13 protein-coding genes are annotated in these 15193 nt (G+C 46.9%); all 13 read left to right on the plus strand.

Translation table 11 applies throughout. The features are described from left to right. Positions 1-383 precede the first annotated feature (383 nt). Complete coding sequence (locus N6L25_RS16480) at positions 384-1334, plus strand: sulfotransferase family protein (RefSeq protein WP_271982525.1); 951 nt, start codon at positions 384-386, stop codon at positions 1332-1334. A 446-nt stretch (positions 1335-1780) separates the two neighbouring features. After that, complete coding sequence (locus N6L25_RS16485; RefSeq protein ID WP_271982528.1) at positions 1781-2983, plus strand: O-antigen ligase family protein; 1203 nt, start codon at positions 1781-1783, stop codon at positions 2981-2983. Beyond that, complete coding sequence (locus N6L25_RS16490; RefSeq protein ID WP_271982531.1) at positions 2983-3906, plus strand: glycosyltransferase family 2 protein; 924 nt, start codon at positions 2983-2985, stop codon at positions 3904-3906. The genes N6L25_RS16485 and N6L25_RS16490 overlap by 1 nt, the downstream gene beginning before the upstream one ends. 500 nt (positions 3907-4406) lie before the next feature. Then, positions 4407-5285 carry a sulfotransferase family protein gene (locus tag N6L25_RS16495; protein WP_271982534.1) on the plus strand — a complete coding sequence of 293 codons (879 nt, stop codon included), beginning with the start codon at positions 4407-4409 and terminating at the stop codon, positions 5283-5285. Continuing rightward, complete coding sequence (locus tag N6L25_RS16500; protein ID WP_271982537.1) at positions 5282-6415, plus strand: glycosyltransferase family 4 protein; 1134 nt, start codon at positions 5282-5284, stop codon at positions 6413-6415. Before N6L25_RS16495 ends, N6L25_RS16500 begins: the two co-directional genes overlap by 4 nt. 275 nt (positions 6416-6690) lie before the next feature. Beyond that, positions 6691-7806 (plus strand): DUF1972 domain-containing protein, encoded by a 1116-nt coding sequence (locus tag N6L25_RS16505; protein WP_271982540.1) that lies wholly within the window; start codon positions 6691-6693, stop codon positions 7804-7806. Then, positions 7803-8864, plus strand: a complete 1062-nt coding sequence (gene rfbB, locus N6L25_RS16510; protein WP_271982543.1) for a dTDP-glucose 4,6-dehydratase — start codon at positions 7803-7805, stop codon at positions 8862-8864. Before N6L25_RS16505 ends, rfbB begins: the two co-directional genes overlap by 4 nt. A 19-nt stretch (positions 8865-8883) precedes the next feature. Further along, on the plus strand, positions 8884-9765 hold the full coding sequence (gene rfbA / locus N6L25_RS16515; protein ID WP_271982546.1) for a glucose-1-phosphate thymidylyltransferase RfbA: 882 nt from the start codon (positions 8884-8886) through the stop codon (positions 9763-9765). Beyond that, on the plus strand, positions 9762-10304 hold the full coding sequence (gene rfbC / locus N6L25_RS16520; RefSeq protein ID WP_271982549.1) for a dTDP-4-dehydrorhamnose 3,5-epimerase: 543 nt from the start codon (positions 9762-9764) through the stop codon (positions 10302-10304). Before rfbA ends, rfbC begins: the two co-directional genes overlap by 4 nt. Next, complete coding sequence (rfbD, locus tag N6L25_RS16525; protein WP_271982552.1) at positions 10301-11167, plus strand: dTDP-4-dehydrorhamnose reductase; 867 nt, start codon at positions 10301-10303, stop codon at positions 11165-11167. The genes rfbC and rfbD overlap by 4 nt, the downstream gene beginning before the upstream one ends. Positions 11168-11201: 34 nt before the next feature. Further along, the gene (locus tag N6L25_RS16530) at positions 11202-12497 is read left to right on the plus strand and encodes an oligosaccharide flippase family protein (RefSeq protein WP_271982555.1); all 1296 of its coding nucleotides are present in this window, start codon (positions 11202-11204) and stop codon (positions 12495-12497) included. A gap of 238 nt (positions 12498-12735) precedes the next feature. Next, positions 12736-13350, plus strand: coding sequence for an adenylyl-sulfate kinase (gene cysC, locus N6L25_RS16535; RefSeq protein WP_271982558.1), 615 nt, complete (start codon positions 12736-12738; stop codon positions 13348-13350). Positions 13351-13354: 4 nt separating this feature from the next. Beyond that, positions 13355-15121, plus strand: coding sequence for an SLC13 family permease (locus tag N6L25_RS16540; protein ID WP_271982560.1), 1767 nt, complete (start codon positions 13355-13357; stop codon positions 15119-15121). Positions 15122-15193 lie beyond the last annotated feature (72 nt).

Genomic DNA, 15193 nt, shown 5'->3' on the forward strand with positions numbered 1-15193 from the left:
TCCGTCAAGATGGCGGGAGAGGGGCAAAAAAACACACAAATAACGGGAGAATAGCGTCTGAATCTTCGATTTTTGCCGGCTAAAACCAAGATCGGCAAAAATCAGCGGTTATTCAGAGCTTCCATAAGTTAAACGTGTTTTCCTTGATTGGTCGAAGTAGGGTAACTCGAAATGGGCATCACGCTAAAGTATGGAATATCCCTTTAGCTTTATTTCTTTTGTCCGGCTAAACACTACTAGTGGTGTTTAGCGAATGGCGAGAGACGACGGAAAAAATCTCGCTCATGTTTTTAAAGGGTGTTACTGAATGCCCATGGGTATATGTTGGATATAAGCTCAAGTTGGTTGAATTGAAATTATTAGCAAGATGATTGGTAATAAACATGGAAAAAAGCCTTTCTTTAGATTTTCTAGTACTTGGCTCCCAGAAGGCAGGGACGACTTCCCTACATGAATGGTTAGTGCAACATTCTGATGTTCTCCTCCCTAAAATTAAGGAAACACATTTTTTTAGTCATGACAATCGCTTCGAAAAGGGTGCCGATTGGTATTTGGCGCAGTTTCCGAAGACCCAAGAGGTAAAAAAGTTAAAAGGAGAGATTGATCCTGAATATTTGTACTCGTCATTAGCCCCTGCAAGAATAAAACAAAAAACCAATGTTAAAACGTTCGTGATCATACTGCGCAACCCACTTGAGCGTGCCTATTCTCAATATCTAATGACCGTCCGGAGAGGTTTCGAAGATCTCAGTTTCGACGAAGCGTTGCAAGCCGAAAGTGCACGACTCTCCAGTCATGACCAGTTCGCACATGACCATTTCTCTTACATACAGCGAAGTTTGTATTCTAACCAGATACAGCGTTATCTTGATTTGTTTCCCGATGCAAGGTTTCTATTTGTCAAGTTTGATGATCTTGTAGATCCTGACAATGGTAAGGAAACTTATAAATCAATATGTGATTTTATTGGTACGGAAGATGATGTAGAAAAAGTAAATACCTCGAACTCTAGCAACAAAGCATCAACTCCAAGGTGGGAATGGTTGCGCGATTTTATTTACCTGAGGGAAAATAAATCAATAACCCGAAAGGTTATTTCGGCTGTTATTAGTGATAATCTAAAGTTAAAAATATTTCTTTTTATTGATCGAATTAATCGGAAGAATATCCAAAAAAACAGTATTCCTCCTGTTACAAGCTTCGAAGTTGACAAAAAAATTATTTCAGAAATTGAGAATGATTTGGATCAAACTATGATGATTACAGGTCTTTCTTTGAATGATTGGAAGTGTAAAATGAGTGGTTATAATGTAGATAGTGACGCTGTTATTTGATTTCGCTTCTATAGTTGTACCCAATCTGCTTTCGCTCTTTTGACCCACTTTTCCTTTTTTAGATTGGCAACCATCTATTTGTGCAAGCATAGTTTTAATTGGAAATACTCCCTCTCTCAACTCTAGTGTGAACCTGAAAGAAAGATGAAGTCTACAAAAGGGTTCTCCTGAAGTGCGTTTTAAATTTTAGGCTACAATAGAACGGACAAAGATCTGTTGGTTATTAGGATCTTAAGTAGTATTGCAGCAGAAATAGGATGCTGAATGGTAGCGAATTTTAAGATTAATAGTTAAGGATATTAAATAGCATCTTGATTTTTGTTCTTGGTTAATAGAGTGGAATATTTGTGAGTTTTAGATTAATTAAGCCAGTTCGCTACTTTAAGTGCAGCATTTTTGCGATATTTGTAATATTGAGCTTTCGGACTTTACAATATGTGCCTGGCATGACAATGGTGACCGAGGCTTGGATAGGGGTTTTGTTATTATTCGCTTTTCTTGTATATATCCCATTTAAAGCTTCTAGTCATCGAATTACATATTATGAAGTTTATATTTTGGCAATATTATTATTTGTTCCTTTGCTAGGTAGCTTGACTGCTTGGGTTGAGTTTGGACAACCAATACTATATGGGTTATTGGCTCAGAGAAATACTTTTCTAAGTATTAGTTCGCTAATGTTGCTATTGATGGTTTATAGGGAATACATCACCTTAGATGTTGTTGAGCGAACGTTTGTGTTTCTATCGTGGTTGTTACTGGTGACATTCACTGCTCTTCAAATTTTTGTAGACCCAACGTTGTTTGTAGATGCAGGGAAAGGATTTGTTAGTGGAAGCGAGAATGCTGGTTACGAGTTTAGGTTAAAAGCCGATTTCATAATTTTTGGTCTTCTTTATTACGCGTTTGTTGGGTTCCGGAAGAGGAATGCTAGGGCTTGGTTCTTTGCCTCGTTATTCATGTTGTACTTGGTTATATTAGATGAGGGTCGAACTCTTATTGTTTCATCTATTCTAGCTTCGGCCTTTTTTATATTTAAGTGGAGTAAAGCGGAAAGGTTTTTAGCATTTTTCCCGAAGATTATAATTGCACTGTCTATTATACTAGCTAGCTTATACTATGTTAATGGTAATAATGTCTTAAATCTCGGTGATAGGTTTTCCAGTGCATTTACTGTGCTTTTTAGCCAGGAGATGACGAGTGACTTCTCCGCTAATGCACGAATTATTGAAACCCGGGTAGCTATCCCGTATATAGAGAAGAATCCTTTGTTCGGCAACGGTATTGTAAGCCATAAATGGAAAGGCGGTTATGAAGGTGTGATGGGGGAATACTTCTACCCCTCTGACATAGGTGTTATAGGAGTTGTTTTTATTTATGGCATTATTGGGCTATTTGCTTACTTGCTGCAGTTTTATTTTGCGTGGTATTTTTCTTCGAGAGTATCGGAACGGACTCATATGCCGTTTCTGGACGCAATTAAAGGCTATATTTTATTCTTTTTGATTCACTCCTTAATTACAGGTCATTTCGTTCATCATTTGGAGATTGGCTTATTCTTTGTAATGCTGCTAGCTCTAATCTATAAAGAAATAAAGCTGTTTCAGCCAAATTCAAAGGCTAATTCAATAACTATCGGGCGCTCATAATGAAACCTAGAACTTGTGTTATAACCGTTAATTTTAATAACGCAAGAGATACTTCGGATTGCTTAGAGTCTTTACGTGCCTCTAACACACCAGTCCAAGTCATTGTTGTGGACAATACCCCTGATGATCCTAACTTAGTTAAGCTCATGGGTTCATTTTCTGAAGTTCATATGATTAGAGCACCAAAGAATCTAGGTTTCGGGCGCGGTAATAATGTAGGGATTGAATGGGCTGTCAGGAATTTGGATTTTGAGTTTATCTTAATTCTGAATAATGATGCGAAAATCAGATCAGACACTATAGAAACGCTTGAATCGGCAATGGATGCGCATCCCGAAGCCGGTATTGCGACATCACGTATTTTGCTAGCCGAAGATGAGGCCAAACTTTGGTATGGAGGTGGCGAAGTCGATTGGCGGCGAGGAGCAGGTAGAGTGCCGGGTATGCTAGGCCCCGCTGATTCCCCTTTAGCAATGAAAGCACGGCATGTTTCGTTTGCCAGTGGTTGTGCGATGATGCTTAGAAAAAAGATCCTTTGCGATGTTAGAGGATTTGATGAGCGTTTCTTTATGTACGAAGAAGACCTTGAGCTTTCCCTAAGAGTTCAGGAAAAAGGTTGGAAAATTTGGTATGAGCCTGACGCTGTGATATCGCACATTGGACAGGGTAGCCAGAAAGGAAGAAATGAATTTGTTTCAAGATATGATTCAAATAATCCGAATTTAACATTTTTTGTTTACCATGGCTTTAAGAACTGCCTACTTAACATGAATATGCATGCCATTGGTTTGAATAGATTCAAATTTTTTATGTTCTTTCCGTTTTTTCTTGGGGTGAAATGCACTCAATGGATAGCTCGAGGTCGATTAGATGCGATCAAAAGTGCCTTTAATGCTGTTAGGGATTATAGGCAGGAGAGGTAATGGTTCGAAAGATAGGCCAAAATTATACCAAGGTACGGCCGAACGAATAATTATCGCTGTGGAAAAGATTTGCTTTGGCCAAAAGGTGACAATTAACTGTATTCTTACCATATATCAACTCCCAGATTTCGATCGCTTTGGTTTAATAAAGAACGGCTGACAGAAGTTAAGGTTATGAAATGGGAAATTTCACTTCTCGGGATAGCGAGCATCGAAAAAACATTCCACTCAAATGGTTAAAATTTCAACGTTTGGAAGTGGTTCTAGAATATTTGCCTTACCCGTCAGCGCACAAATAAGGCGTGTTTGTCTCAGCTAGGCCTTGGTATAGCTTGGGTTAGTAATAATAATTATCTTCGGTCATGGCTTTGCTCGCTTTATATTATTTAGGGTTCAAGGTGTATCTTTATTAATAAAATGATTTTAATGTGCTTGGTTAAAAGTAGTAACTTTGTCTTTCTTTTAAAAACTATTTGGTCATAATAAGAGGTTGCTGATTTGTGAAGAGTTTTTCTAAAGTTAACTTCTTTATAGTCGGTGCCCCTAAGTGCGCAACGACTTCGCTCCATCGTTATCTTGATAAGCATCCTGATATTTTTATGAGCTTTCCCAAGGAGACAAACTTTTTCTCTTCAGAGGAAATACTCTCACAAAATTTATTTTATGATGAGAAGATAATTAAAACTAAATCGGAATATGAAAAGGTTTTCGCAGGTGCGTATTCTAGTCAGTTACTCGGAGAGGCAAGTGTTTCTTATCTTTTTTATTCCGAAACAGCCCGAAGGATTAAGGCGCATAATCCAGATGCAAAAATAATAATAATGATTCGAGACCCTGCAGAAAGGGCGTTTTCGCACTTCCTGATGGATCAAAGACTCGGTTACTGTAATTATTCACTAGAATCTATCTTGGAAAATCGAGATGGGCTTGGCCTCTACTATCAACAATATGTGTTGGTTGGTTTGTATCATGACCAGATAAAACGCTACATTGACCTGTTTGGAAGTGAGAATGTGTTTGTCGCCCTGGACGAAGACTTAGCCGTTGATGGAGAGAAGCTTCTTAGCTCACTCTGTGATTTTCTTGGCTTAGAATTTTTGCCAGAGCTTCATAGTTACAAACAGCATAATTCGTACAAAGAACCGAGCTCCTTCATTGTTGCTCAACTCTATAAAATTGGAGTCTTGAGGCGGGCTTTCCAAAAATTAATGCCTAAGAGCGTATCTGACCTTATAAAGAAACGAATTTTCTCTAATGCTGATAAGCCCGAGATGTCGGATTTTCTTCAGGATGAACTTTACAGTATTTTTAATGACGATATATTAAAAACTGGTGAGCTTATTGGTAGGGATCTTTCGCATTGGAGAGCCGATACATGAAGGTCTTTATTATTGAGCCGGTTGGCGGTCATGGAGGTATGAATTACTATAATAATGGCCTTGCATATGGACTAAAGGCCTGTGGTGCTGAAATTACTTTGTTTACTTGCGATGAGACGAAAGACACCTCAGTGCCAGGGATTACGATTGTTAAACCCTTTAGGGAAATTTATGGACAGGAGCATAAACTAGTTCGCGCAGCTCGATACGTTAAGGGGTTGGTTAAGAGTGTAAGTCACATACGTCGTAATGGCGGACGACTTTGTCATTTGCATTTTTTTCAATATAGTCTCCTGGAGCTTTTTACTTGTTTAGTGATTCGAGCCTCAAAAATAAAAATTGTTTCTACTGTTCATGACGTAGAAGCATTTAGTTCGGAGGCTATGAGTATATGGCAGAGAACTATTTTTAAGCTTTGCTCGGAACTTATTGTCCATAATAATTACTCTAGGGCTGAGCTCGATAGGATATTTCGAAAAGAGAATATTGAAAAACGGATTACTAAAATTCCACATGGTAATTATCTCGACGTTGTGAACAGTAAGAATAGAGCGGAGTCCGCGAATAATCTTGGGCTATCTGAAGAATCCCAATTTATCCTTTTTTTTGGACAGATTAAAAAAGTAAAGGGTTTGGATATACTAATCCGTGCGATGGGTGCGGTGCTTGAGAAATATCCAAATGCGATTCTTTTAATTGCGGGAAAGGAATGGAAAGATTCGTTTAAAAGTTATCAAAAGTTGATAGTTGAAGAGGGAATCGACGCCTCAGTAGTTAAGCATATTAGGTATATACCCGACAACTTAGTTGATGACTATTATAACGTAGCGAGTTGTGTTGTCCTACCTTACCGGAAGATTTATCAAAGTGGTGTCTTATTGATGGCTATGTCTTATGGTTGTGTTCCTGTAGCGTCGGCATTAGAGCCCATGAAGGAAGTAATCAAGGACGGATTAAATGGGTATCTTTTTGAGCCCGGTTCACATAGCTCCCTTTCTGGAAAAATAATAGAAGCGTTAGAAAATGATAGAGAGTCGATATCTAGTTCGGCAGTTAGAACTATGGCGGTTGCGCACGACTGGAATGACATTGGTAAACAACATCTTAGCGTTTATAATCGGAATGGATAACTAATAGGGCTCAACTTTTGAATTCTGATGCATTTCTCTAAGGCCCAATATAATTCGTATAACCATTGTCCTGCACTAGTATTCCTATTTTTAATTATGGTTTCAATGATAATAGTATTTAATAAAAGGTTTAGGTAGCTTGCGTGTGTTACAAAGACGAGAACACTCCTTTTTATGTGGCGGTAGGTTTTATCCTCCGCATAAGCTCAGGCCGAGGCTTGGAGCGCGAACAGAGATCGAACCAAAATTTTCGCACTATATGAGTCAACAAAGCTATGTACTATAAGAGCTTGACTATCCTGGGTATAAGGGGCGTACCCGCTTCCCATGGCGGTTTTGAAACCTTCGCTGAGTACCTTTGCCGCTATCTCAAAGACAAGGGCTGGAATATTACCGTTTATTGTCAAGAAGATGGTATCGGTCCTATTTATGAGTCTCAATGGGAGGGGATAAATAGGGTACACATCCCCGTAAAGAACACTGGGCCATTAGGCACAATTATTTTCGACCTCAAAGCCACTTTACATTCTTTACGGAATCGTGGCGTTTTCCTGACGCTCGGGTATAACACCGCTATCTTCAATCTGCTGCACCGTTTGTGGGGTAAACGAAACGTCATCAACATGGATGGCATAGAGTGGAAGCGTCAAAAGTGGGGTGCCATCGCCAAGGCCTGGTTCTGGCTGAATGAACGTTTCGGTTGCTGGTTTGGAAACCACCTAGTGGCGGACCATCCTCGCATTGAGGATCATTTGGCCACGCGGGTCAACCGCGGAAAAATCACTATGATTCCATACGGCGGCTTAGAAGTTGGCGATGCCGATGTAAGTTATCTCGAAGAATATGATTTGCAGCCCGATGGCTATGCAGTTGTAATCGCCAGGCCGGAGCCGGAGAACTCCATACTTGAAATTGTCAGTGGGTTCTCAGAAAAACAACGGGGAAAAAAACTCGTGGTTTTAGGGAACTACGAAACCGGTAACCCTTACCACCAACAGATCAAAGACCTTGCCTCTGATGAAGTGGTATTTACGGGGGGCATTTACGATGTCGCCAAGGTGAGTGCCATTCGTTTTTTTGCCCGGTGCTATGTACACGGCCATCAGGTTGGTGGCACCAACCCTTCTTTGGTGGAGGCCATAGGCGCCGGCAATGCGATTCTGGCCCATGACAATCCGTTTAATCGTTGGGTAGCGAAAGATGGAGCACTTTACTTCTCAAGTGTTAACGATGTCAGCAAGGCATTTGATCATTTTTTTCAGGAAGATGAGCTTGTTGAAGACTTGAAAAATGCAACACAGGGCAATTTCAGTTCGAACTTTCAATGGGATGAAATCCTGGCTCAGTATGAGAATCTGCTGCTTGAGCACTATCCGAGGGAGGCAACATGAAGTTTTTAATAACCGGAGGCGCAGGCTTTATTGGCAGCGCGGTGGTTCGCCATATCATTGGCAATGAACTTGGCGAAGTGGTGAATGTTGACGCGTTAACTTACGCCGGAAATTTGGACTCGCTGTCGCCTGTTAGCAATGATTCAGGGTATGCCTTTGAACGGGTCGATATTTGCGATCCCAAGGCATTGGTAGCTGTTTTTTCAAAACACCAACCGGACGTTGTCATGCACCTTGCGGCGGAGAGCCATGTAGACCGTTCCATTGACGGTCCGGACGATTTCGTTAAAACCAATGTGCTCGGGACATTCAATCTGCTGCAGGCATCACTTTCCTATTGGAAGCAGTTGGAAGGGACGCGTCGGCACGATTTCCGCTTCCACCACGTTTCAACGGATGAGGTGTATGGTGATTTGCACGGCACCGACGACCTCTTTACCGAGGAAACGCCCTATGCGCCCAGTTCCCCGTACTCGGCAAGTAAGGCGGCGTCTGATCACTTTGTCAGGGCATGGGGACGGACCTATGGCCTGCCCGTTGTGGTCACCAACTGCTCCAACAACTATGGGCCCTATCATTTCCCAGAGAAGTTGATCCCGCACATGATTCTGAATGCACTGCACGGTAAACCTTTGCCAGTGTATGGTGACGGCAGTCAGATCCGGGATTGGCTGTATGTAGAAGACCATGCCAGAGCGCTGGTGGAGGTGGCCACCCGCGGCAAGCTGGGGGAAACCTACAACATCGGTGGCCACAACGAGAAAAAGAATCTGGAGGTAGTGGAAACGCTATGTCAGCTGCTCGAAGAGCTGGCACCGCAAAAACCAGAGGGCGTGGCCCGGTACCGGGACTTGATCACCTTTGTGGACGACCGCCCGGGTCACGATGTGCGCTATGCCATAGATGCCGCAAAGATCAAAGATGACCTGGATTGGGTTCCCGAGGAAACTTTCGAGTCAGGACTTCGCAAAACGGTGCAATGGTACCTGAGCAATGAAACCTGGTGGAGCCGGGTGCTCTCTGGTGATTATCAATTGAATCGGTTGGGCAAGCAGTAAACGAAAGGAAGCAAAGACTATGAGTAAGTACAAAGGAATCATTCTGGCTGGCGGCTCTGGAACGCGTTTGCATCCCATCACCATGGGGGTTTCCAAACAGTTACTCCCTATTTATGACAAGCCAATGATCTACTACCCCTTGTCGGTGTTGATGTTGTCCGGCATTCGCGACGTCTTGGTGATTTCCACGCCTGATGACATGCCCTCGTTCCAGCGCATGTTGGGGGATGGGGCGCAGTTTGGCATCAACATCGAATATGCGGTTCAGCCAAGCCCCGATGGGCTGGCTCAGGCTTTCATTATTGGTGCGGAATTCATTGGCAATGATAACGTGTGCTTGGTGCTTGGAGACAACATTTTCTACGGCCAACACTTTTCGGAAAAACTCTTGCAAGCGACCAGCCTTGATAAAGGCGCCACGGTGTTTGGTTACCATGTTACTGACCCGGAACGTTTTGGTGTGGTTGAGTTCAACGGGGAAGGGCAGGTTCTGAGTATCGAAGAGAAGCCTAAACAGCCGAAATCTAACTACGCGGTCACCGGCCTTTATTTTTACGATAACGATGTGATCGACATTGCACGTTCGGTTAAACCATCCGCCCGAGGTGAGCTCGAGATTACGGATGTGAATTTAGCGTATCTGGAACGGGGTGATTTGAACGTCTCACTTCTGGGGCGAGGGTTTGCCTGGCTGGATACCGGGACGCATGATTCCTTGATTGAGGCCGGCCACTTTGTTCAGACAGTAGAGCATCGACAAGGGCTGAAAGTTGCCTGTTTGGAGGAAATTGCGTTTAACAAGGGCTGGCTGAGTGTCGATGAGATGGCAGCGCGGGGCGATGCGTTGGCTAAAACGGGATACGGTCAGTACCTTTTACGGCTGGTTGGAGAGCTCGCATGAAGGTGATACCAACTGGCTTGAACGACTGCGTTATCATCGAGCCGAAGGTGTATGGGGATCATCGAGGCTTTTTTTTGGAAACCTTTCAAGCCGCCCGCTATGCAGAGTTGGCCGGTATAGAGTTTCCGTTTGTTCAGGATAATCACTCCCGCTCGGCCAAAGGGGTACTTCGGGGCTTGCATTTTCAGGTAACGAAACCCCAGGGCAAGCTGGTTAGGGTGGTGAGTGGTGAAGTTTTTGATGTTGCCTTGGACTTGCGTCGGGATTCTCCCACCTTTGGCCAGTGGGAAGGCGTATACCTGAGTGAAGAAAATAAACGTCAGTTCTGGGTGCCGCCCGGTTTCGCTCACGGTTTTGTGGTAGTTAGCGAAGTGGCGGACTTTGAATACAAGTGCACGGACTATTATGACCCAACCGATGAGGGCGCTATCCGCTGGAACGATCCTGAGCTGGCAATCGAATGGCCAGAGGGCTTGGATGTGAAGCTCTCTGAGAAAGATGCAAGCGCACCGTCGTTTCGGGAGTTTCTCGAATCATGAAGGTCGTGATCACTGGAGCCGAAGGGCAGCTGGGCCGTTGCTTAAAGGACCAATTGTTTTGCACCTCTCATTCTGTGTTCTCCCTGAGCCGAAATGATCTCGACATTACAGACTCTGAAACTGTAATGAAGCGAATCGTTAAGCTGCAGCCCGATGTGATTATTAATGCCGCTGCTTACACAGCAGTGGACAAAGCTGAAGCTGATGCTGACACAGCTTGGGCGGTCAACGCGCTTGCCGTGGAAAACCTGGCGAGTGCAGCGAACAAGGTGGAAGCCTTGCTGGTGCATGTGTCTACGGACTATGTTTTTGATGGCCTTTCAAATCGGCCCTATAGAGAGACCGATCCTGTGAACCCTTCGGGGGTTTATGGAGCCAGTAAGCTAGCAGGTGAGCGAGCAGCACAGTTGGCTGTACAACATGCGATTGTTCGTACGGCCTGGGTATTCAGCGAGTATGGCCATAACTTTCTTAAGACGATGATGAGGCTTGCCGGGGAGCGAGAGAGTCTTTCCATTGTGAATGACCAGACAGGGACGCCAACTTACGCTGGAGATCTTGCGGTCGCGCTGATCCAATTATCCGAGACATTTCCGGGAAATGGGGTTTACCATTTTTCAGGTGGCGAAGCGTGCACCTGGTTTGATTTCGCTTGTGCGATCTTTGAAACTTGCACGGAACTCTCCGATGAGTTTGCGGCACCGCAGCTCACTCCTATTCCATCTACAGAATTTCCTACCCCAGCGAGCCGGCCGGCCTATTCGGTACTTGATGGCCAACGACTTATGAGCAAAGCGTCGGTTTCTTCCGGGAATTGGCGTAATGCGCTCTTGCCTGTGTGCAGAAAGGTGCTGTCCCAGTGACTTTCTGTGAATTTGGTACTGGCAAGTGAAGCGCATGCATTTCAAGACTAACGGCGTACTGTTCCAAAGTTTATTGGCTTTCTCGGTGAAAGGGCTAGGCGCCGTTGCCGCTTTTGTCATGAGCCTGGTTCTAGCCCGAACTTTGGGGCCGGAGCAAAGCGGTTATTTTTTCTTGGGATTCACGGTAATTATATTTATCAGTGCGGTCACTCGTTGCGGTTTTGATAATGTGGTACTTCGTCACACGGCAGCCGCAAATTCCAATGGTGATCTGAGAGCGGTTCGATTTGTGTTTATGCGAGGGGCAGCAGTGACGCTTGGTGCCTCAGCGGGTGCTGCCGCTTGCTTGGGTTTCGGGGCTGAATTTCTGGCGACTGCGTTGTTCAACAAACCGGAATTCGGCCCTGTTCTTTTGGCAATCTCGCCGTCGGTAGTCTCCCTTGCCTTGCTTTGGCTGATTGCCCAAAGCTTGCAAGGATTCGGGCGGGTTTCTTCTGCCATCATTGCCATGAACGTGGCTGCCAACATTGCCTTGATTGTAGCGGTTTGGTTTTTCGGTTTCTCATTGGGATCTCAGGCTGCGTTGGCTTACACCATAGGTTCTTATTTTGTCTTGGGGGGCTTCCTAGTTTACTGGCATATCAGAACGAGGGGGCAGGCCGATCGTAGCAGTTATGACATTTCCTTGCGCTCGATGTTTGAATCCGCGTGGCCCCTGTGGATCGTGCTGGTCATGAGCCAGCTCATCCAATGGACAGGCCAGTTCGTCGGCGGCGCCTATCTCCCGCCCGACCAAATAGCTCAGTTAGCCGTTGCCCAGCGCACCGCCATGCTGGTCAGTTTTATCCTGATGGCAGTGAACATGGTGGTCGCTCCCCGTTTTGCGGCACTCCATGCGGGGGGGGATCTGGACGGGGTGCGCAACATGGCGTTAACGGCGGTGCGCTTGATGGTCTTGGGGGCAACCCCCGTATTGGCGGTGATGCTGATTTTTCCCGAGGTCCTGATGGGCCTGTTTGGGGAAGGCTTTGCCGGCGGTAGCCACTTGCTGCAGGTGTTGGCGGTGGGGCAGTTTGTAAATGTGGTGACCGGGTCTGTTGGTTACCTGCTCACCATGTCCGGCCACGAGAAAGACCTCCGAAACACGCTGTTGATCGTCGCGCCGGTGAGTGTGGCCATTACCTTTATCCTCGTGCCCCTCTATGGCGCGGTGGGAGCTGCGCTCTCAACCGCCCTGGCGGTTGGTGCACAGAATTTGTTAGCCGTGTATTGGGTTAAGCGGCGGCTTGGTTTTAATACTTTGGCGGTTTGGCGGTTCAAATCAGCATAATGGCGACGGCTACCAGTGGGTTCCTACCTTTAGCAGGCCGATTGGCATTAGTTCGGAATGGACGTTTTAGCGCGGGCAGGAGCTCTTTAGAGTCGCAGTCTAAATTCGCTAATGGCAGCTCTTAAAGGACGTTGTTGGGACTCTGAGAGATCAGAAGGGTTGATAATTCACACAATCCCGATTAAATGAATGGATAATTCAAGCAGGGTTTTAGGCTCAGCATTAAGGAAGAGGCATTTTGGATAAGAACGTAGTTTGGCATACCCACAAAGTAACCCGGGCTGAACGGGCGACATGTAAGAAGCAGAAGCCTTGCTTGCTGTGGTTCACTGGTTTGAGCGGCTCGGGCAAATCCACCATTGCCAACGCAGTGGATGTGGCGCTGTACGAGCGCGGTTACCACACCTTTTTGCTAGACGGTGATAACGTTCGCCATGGCTTGAACCAGGATCTTGGGTTCTCCGATGAGGATCGGGTCGAAAACATTCGACGGATCGGTGAGGTGAGCAAGCTGTTCACCGACGCGGGCCTGATTGTTGTAAGTGCCTTTATCTCACCGTTCAGCAGTGACCGCCGGATGGTTCGCAACCTGTTTCCGGCGGGTGAATTCATCGAAGTGTTTTTGGATACGCCCCTGGAGGCCTGTGAGGAACGGGATCCCAAAGGGCTCTATGCAAAGGCCCGGTCCGGTGAGATCAAGGAGTTTACTGGCCTCACGTCCCCCTATGAGAAGCCGGAGCGTCCTGAGATACGGTTAGATACGTCCTCAATGTCGGTGATGGACTGTGTGGAGATTATTGTCGGTTACCTGCAGGAGCGCGGCTTGATCTCCGAGCCCACCGGTCAGAGCTAGCGTTATGGCCTGGGAAGCTTTAGTAACGCTGTGTACGCTGTTTTTGGTTCTCGGCAGCCTGGTACTGACCAAGGTCTCTGCCGATTTGGTGCTCATGGCGGCGTTGGCCTTTCTACTGGTGATTGGTGTGCTCACGCCAGGGGAGGCGCTAGCGGGGTTCGCCAACCCCGGTGTCATCACGATTGCCACGTTGTACGTGGTCGCCGCTGGATTAAAAGAGACGGGAGCCGTGCAGTGGATCGCCCGTCTTCTGCTGGGCCACCCCAGATCTGAGAAGGGCGCCCAGCTACGCATGCTGGCACCCACCGGCATACTCAGCGGTTTTATGAATAACACCGCCGTGGTCGCCATGTTTATCCCCGCCATCCAGGACTGGGCTCAGCGCCTGGGTATTCCCTCCTCAAAACTGCTGCTTCCCCTGAGTTACGCGGCCATTCTTGGCGGCACCTGCACTTTGATCGGTACCAGCACTAATCTGGTGGTCGACGGCATGCTGCAGACCCGGCTTGGCATCAGCCTCGGGCTGTTCGAGCTGGCGTGGGTTGGCGTACCCCTGTTGATTGTGGGTGGTTGTTATCTGGTGATGTTTGCGTCCCGCCTGCTCCCGGACCGAGGCGGGGTGAATGAGGAGCTGAACCTTGTTCGCGAATACGGCGTGGAAGTGGAGGTGGTCAGCCCCGGCCCGCTGGTGGGGAAGACGGTGGCGCAAGCGGGCCTGCGGGCCTTGAATTACGGCTATCTCACCGAGATTGACCGCGGAGGGCGGCTGATCACCGCAGTGGAACCGGACCGGATGCTTCAACCCGGCGATAAGCTGTATTTTGTGGGCGCGCCGGAGTGCGCCACTGAGCTGCGCCGTATTCACGGGCTCAAGCCTGTGGATGCCAACGTCCACAAGCTGGACATCGCCAATCATCAGCGTTGTTTGGTGGAAGTGGTGTTGGGGCAGGAGTTTCCCGCTCTGGGCAAGTCCATACGGGACAGCCGGTTTCGTACGCGGTTCAATGCAGTGATCCTGTCCGTTTCCCGGGAAGGGAAGCGGGTGCCGGGTAAGCTGGGCGATATTTGCTTCAAAATGGGCGACACGCTTTTATTGGAGGCGAGCCATCAGTTTGTGGAGCAGTACCGGTTCCGGCGAGACTTCCTTCTGGTGAGCGCACTGAACGATTCCACGCCTCCGGATTTTAGTAAGGCACCCATTGCCTTGGGCGTACTGGGGTTGATGGTGGTGCTTAGTGCCTCCGGACTGTTGCAAATCATGGAGGCGGCCTTTGTGGCTGCCGGGTTGATGATCGCCACTGGGTGTATTACCGCCAGTCGTGCCCGACGCAGTGTCGATTTGCCGATATTGGTGGTGATTGCCGCGTCTTTTGCCCTTGGCAATGCGATGACGGTGACCGGGGCGGCAGAGTGGGTAGCAGGAGGCCTGCTGGCGAGTGGAGAGCTGTCGCCGTGGCTGGCTCTGGCGATCGTTTACCTGTTAACCGCCAGTTTTACCGAAGTGATCACCAACAATGCCGCTGCCGTACTGATGTTCCCCATTGCATTGGCACTCTCGGAGCAACTTGGGGTTAACTTCCTGCCTTTTGCCATCGCCGTCATGGTGGCCGCATCGGCCAGCTTTATCACGCCCCTTGGGTATCAAACCAACCTGATGGTTTATGGGCCGGGCCGGTACCGGTTTACGGATTATGTGAGGGTTGGGGTGCCGTTGAGTTTGTTGGTGGGGGGTGTCTCGCTTGTACTAATTCCCTTTATTTGGCCGTTTTGACGACTAATGTGCCCCGGTTGTCGCCTATCTTGCGGTACGGAACGGCGTTATAATCGCCCCCCTCGCCAAAGT

Origin of the sequence: Marinobacter sp. SS21 (assembly GCF_028369065.1) — a bacterium.
In the GTDB taxonomy this organism is placed as follows: Bacteria; Pseudomonadota; Gammaproteobacteria; order Pseudomonadales; family Oleiphilaceae; genus Marinobacter.

Coding starts and splice junctions, on each gene's coding strand:
- rfbB (WP_271982543.1), top strand. CDS start 7,803: ATGAAGTTTTTAATAACCGGAGGCGCAGGCTTTATTGGCAGCGCGGTG.
- N6L25_RS16480 (WP_271982525.1), top strand. CDS start 384: ATGGAAAAAAGCCTTTCTTTAGATTTTCTAGTACTTGGCTCCCAGAAG.
- N6L25_RS16500 (WP_271982537.1), top strand. CDS start 5,282: ATGAAGGTCTTTATTATTGAGCCGGTTGGCGGTCATGGAGGTATGAAT.
- N6L25_RS16540 (WP_271982560.1), top strand. CDS start 13,355: ATGGCCTGGGAAGCTTTAGTAACGCTGTGTACGCTGTTTTTGGTTCTC.
- rfbC (WP_271982549.1), top strand. CDS start 9,762: ATGAAGGTGATACCAACTGGCTTGAACGACTGCGTTATCATCGAGCCG.
- N6L25_RS16530 (WP_271982555.1), top strand. CDS start 11,202: ATGCATTTCAAGACTAACGGCGTACTGTTCCAAAGTTTATTGGCTTTC.
- N6L25_RS16490 (WP_271982531.1), top strand. CDS start 2,983: ATGAAACCTAGAACTTGTGTTATAACCGTTAATTTTAATAACGCAAGA.
- rfbD (WP_271982552.1), top strand. CDS start 10,301: ATGAAGGTCGTGATCACTGGAGCCGAAGGGCAGCTGGGCCGTTGCTTA.
- rfbA (WP_271982546.1), top strand. CDS start 8,884: ATGAGTAAGTACAAAGGAATCATTCTGGCTGGCGGCTCTGGAACGCGT.
- N6L25_RS16505 (WP_271982540.1), top strand. CDS start 6,691: ATGTACTATAAGAGCTTGACTATCCTGGGTATAAGGGGCGTACCCGCT.
- N6L25_RS16485 (WP_271982528.1), top strand. CDS start 1,781: ATGACAATGGTGACCGAGGCTTGGATAGGGGTTTTGTTATTATTCGCT.